Raw genomic sequence first — 3859 nt, forward strand, 5'->3', positions numbered from 1 at the left:
TGGTCAAACCGTGCTGGCAAAAGCCTGTCAGGCCGCCGACATCGACTTCGACGGCCGTGAAGCGCATTCGGCGCGTTACGACACCGAGAAGACTGCCGAGCTGTTCTGCGGCATCGTCAACCGCTGGAAACAGATGGGCGGCTGGGAAGACTTCGACGACTGATTCACGTCGACCAAATCCCGCGCATGAAAAAACCGGCCACTTGGGCCGGTTTTTTTGTACCTCGACGTTGCGCCTTACAGGGCAGCAGCGTTCTCGGTCAGGTAAGCCGCAACGCCTTCTGGCGAAGCGTTCATGCCTTTGTCGCCTTTTTTCCAGTTGGCAGGGCAGACTTCACCGTGCTCTTCGTGGAATTGCAGAGCGTCGACCAGACGGATCAGCTCTTCCATGTTACGGCCCAGCGGCAGGTCGTTGATGATCTGCGAGCGGACAACGCCCTTGTCGTCGATCAGGAACGCGCCACGGAAAGCCACGCCGCCTTCGGACTCAACGTCGTAGGCCTTGGCGATTTCGTGCTTCATGTCGGCAGCCATGGTGTATTTCACCTGGCCGATGCCGCCGTTGTTGACCGGGGTGTTGCGCCAGGCGTTATGGGTGAAGTGCGAGTCGATCGACACGGCAACCACTTCCACGTTGCGCGCCTTGAAGTCGGCCATGCGGTTGTCCAGAGCGATCAGCTCGGACGGGCAGACGAAGGTGAAGTCCAGTGGGTAGAAGAACACCAGGCCGTATTTGCCTTTGATGGCCGAGGACAGGGTGAAGCTGTCAACGATCTCGCCATTGCCGAGTACGGCCGGGACGGTGAAGTCAGGGGCTTGTTTGCCTACGAGTACGCTCATGGATATCTCCTGGTGAATAACTTGAAGTTCAGGGTCCGGGCCAGCCTGCCACCCTCAGGCGACAGCCCTGTGACACGAACCCTCTTCGCAAGGGCCGACCATCATACACTGCGTTTTTCGCCTGTCCTTAACGGTTTTTTAGGCAAAGCGGATAACGACGCTGCATTTGCAGGGCCAGGCAGAAAGCCAGTAATCGCCGTTCGTCGGTGACGGCTGTCAATCAGCTGAAGCGTTCAGAAAGCACTTTGACAATCATTCTCGTTAACATTAAGATCCATCGCAATTGAGTCACAACCAGCGACGGTTCTCACTTATGTATGTTTGTCTCTGCACTGGCGTCACCGACGGACAGATCCGCGAAGCGATCTATGAAGGTTGCTGCAGCTATAAAGAAGTCCGCCAGGCCACCGGCGTCGCCAGTCAATGCGGCAAATGTGCCTGCCTTGCCAAGGAAGTGGTTCGCGAAACCCTCACCAAGCTGCAAACTGCTCAGGCCGCGATTCCCTACCCTGTAGAATTTACGGCCGCCTGAATACCCCCAATTTCAAAGAACCGGACTTATGTCCGGTTTTTTTATGCCTGCAAATCAAATGGTTAGGCGCTAGACGCGGAACACAAACATTCTTATTCAGATTTAATTTCATTTATTATTCAATAACTTAGGTTTGACACTTATAAATACCAAGCTCAAACTCCGCCTTATATACAGCTAATACAGGGCAGGACTCCCATCATGAAAGGCGACATTACAGTCATCCAGCATCTCAACAAGATCCTTGCCAATGAGCTGGTCGCGATCAATCAGTACTTCCTGCATGCCCGCATGTATGAAGATTGGGGCCTGAATAAGCTGGGCAAGCACGAATACCACGAATCCATCGACGAGATGAAACACGCGGACAAGCTGATCAAGCGCATCCTGTTCCTCGAAGGCCTGCCGAACGTGCAGGATCTGGGCAAGCTGCACATCGGCGAGCACACCCAGGAAATGCTGGAATGTGACCTGCGTATCGAGAAGACCGGCCACGCCGACCTGAAAGCCGCCATCGCCCATTGCGAATCGGTTGGCGATTTCGGCAGCCGTGAACTGCTCGAAGACATTCTCGAATCCGAAGAAGAACATATCGACTGGCTGGAAACCCAACTGGGCCTGATCGATAAAGTCGGTCTTGAGAACTACCTGCAGTCGCAGATGGGCGAAGAGTAGGAGCTGGCGCAGGCTGCGATCTTTTCAGATTGCACCGGCAACTCGCGTTAACTTTTCCAACGCAATAAAAAGCCCCGCCCTCTTACGAGGTGCGGGGCTTTTTATTGGCTGAAGATCAAAGGATCGCAGCCTCGTTTCACTCGACAGCTCCTACAGGAGAAACCAGCGCCGAGTGAATCGGGGATCAAGCTTCGGACTTGTTCGCAGCAGCCGCTTCGACAGCCGCCTTGATGGTGCTTTGCAGCGAACCGTCTGCAGCCATCTCGGTCATGATGTCGCTACCGCCGACCAGCTCACCGCCGACCCACAGTTGCGGGAAAGTCGGCCAGTTGGCGTACTTCGGCAGGTTGGCGCGGATTTCCGGGTTCTGCAGGATGTCCACGTACGCAAACTTTTCGCCACACGCCATCACAGCCTGCGCAGCTTTCGCGGAGAAGCCACACTGCGGGGCATTCGGCGAGCCTTTCATGTAAAGCAGAATGGTGTTGTTGGCAATCTGCTCTTTAATCGTTTCGATGATATCCATGGAGCACCTCGGCTGAACTTTCCGACTCATGGGTCGGCACGGTGACGCATTGTAACGGAATCCCGAGCGCCATGCTCGGTCTCCCCGACAGTCACGCTCAAGCTGCCGCCACGGTCACCGGCACGCCATTGAGCGCCGCGTTGCCCGACAATTCATCGAGCTGACATTCATCCGTCAGATCGTTGGCGCTCGAACCCGGCTGACCGCTGGCGATCGCCATCTGCACGCCCGGCCGCGCATGGCCCCAACCGTGCGGCAGGCTGACCACGCCCTTCATCATGTCGAGGCTGCCCAGCACTTCCACTTCGATCTGCCCGACCCGCGAACTGACGCGCACCCGCTGACCATCGCTGAGCCCACGGCTGGCGAGATCGTCCGGGTGCATCAGCAACTGATGACGCGGCTTGCCCTTCACCAGACGGTGATAGTTGTGCATCCACGAGTTGTTGCTGCGCACGTGGCGGCGGCCAATCATCAGCAGTTCATCGGCGGCCGGTGCCTGCAGGGCAGCGAAGCGTGCGAGATCGGCGAGAATCTCCGGTGGCGCAGCCTGTACCCGCTGATTCGGCGTTTTCAGACGCGCCGCCAGATTCGGCTTCAACGCACCCAGATCAACACCATGCGGACGATCGAACAGCGTCGCCAGCGACAGCTTGTACTCAGAGGCATCGCCGTACCGCCCCATGCGCAGGCCCAGGTCGATCATCTTCGCCGGCGGCATGGTCGGTTTCAGTTCCTTGCCAGTCCTTTCGGCAAAGGCCTGGGCCAGGCCCACGAAGATCTCCCAGTCGTGCAGCGCACCTTCGGGCTTGGCGAGAATGGCCCGATTGAAGCGAGTGACATTGCGCACCGCGAACAGGTTGAACGTGGTGTCGTAATGATCGTTCTCCAGCGCCGAGGTCGACGGCAGGATCAAATCGGCGTAACGCGTCGTTTCGTTGATGTACAGGTCGATGCTGACCATGAACTCCAGGCCGTCCAGCGCCTGCTCCAGTTGCCGGCCGTTCGGCGTCGACAATACCGGGTTGCCGGCCACGGTGATCAGCGCGCGAATCTGCCCTTCGCCGTCGGTGAGCATTTCTTCAGCCAGCGCCGACACCGGTAGTTCGCCGCCGTACTCGGGCCGCCCGGACACTCGACTCTGCCACTTGTTGAAGTGCCCGCCCGAGGTCGATGCCACCAAATCCACCGCCGGTTCAGTGCACAGCGCGCCGCCGACCCGGTCGAGGTTACCGGTGACCAGATTGATCAATTGCACCACCCAGTGGCACAAAGTGCCGAATGCC

The 3859-nt window shown here is 57.8% G+C and carries 5 protein-coding genes and 1 pseudogene; 3 read left to right on the top strand and 3 right to left on the bottom strand.

All coding sequences use genetic code 11. The features are described from left to right. Nucleotides 1-163, top strand: a pseudogene (locus DBR18_RS18145) (exonuclease domain-containing protein); the annotation flags it as partial. Between the two features lie 74 nt (nucleotides 164-237). Here DBR18_RS18145 and DBR18_RS18150 read toward each other — a convergent pair. Continuing rightward, the gene (locus DBR18_RS18150) at nucleotides 238-840 is read right to left on the bottom strand and encodes a peroxiredoxin (protein WP_007963972.1); all 603 of its coding nucleotides are present in this window, start codon (nucleotides 838-840) and stop codon (nucleotides 238-240) included. A gap of 313 nt (nucleotides 841-1153) precedes the next feature. On the opposite strand from DBR18_RS18150, the gene DBR18_RS18155 reads away from it, so the two are divergent. Both DBR18_RS18155 and bfr read left to right on the top strand, forming a co-directional pair. After that, complete coding sequence (locus DBR18_RS18155) at nucleotides 1154-1372, top strand: bacterioferritin-associated ferredoxin (RefSeq protein WP_003227725.1); 219 nt, start codon at nucleotides 1154-1156, stop codon at nucleotides 1370-1372. Between the two features lie 201 nt (nucleotides 1373-1573). Continuing rightward, the gene (gene bfr, locus DBR18_RS18160) at nucleotides 1574-2047 is read left to right on the top strand and encodes a bacterioferritin (protein ID WP_003227727.1); all 474 of its coding nucleotides are present in this window, start codon (nucleotides 1574-1576) and stop codon (nucleotides 2045-2047) included. A 184-nt stretch (nucleotides 2048-2231) separates the two neighbouring features. Here the strand turns inward: bfr and grxD are convergent, their stop codons facing one another. Beyond that, nucleotides 2232-2573 (bottom strand): Grx4 family monothiol glutaredoxin, encoded by a 342-nt coding sequence (gene grxD / locus DBR18_RS18165; protein WP_016773402.1) that lies wholly within the window; start codon nucleotides 2571-2573, stop codon nucleotides 2232-2234. Nucleotides 2574-2670: 97 nt separating this feature from the next. After that, nucleotides 2671-3859: molybdopterin oxidoreductase family protein (locus tag DBR18_RS29430; protein ID WP_256588782.1), on the bottom strand; the 1189-nt coding region annotated here is incomplete at its 5' end.

Origin of the sequence: Pseudomonas sp. HMWF021 (assembly GCF_003061005.1) — a bacterium.
Lineage (GTDB): Bacteria > Pseudomonadota > Gammaproteobacteria > Pseudomonadales > Pseudomonadaceae > Aquipseudomonas.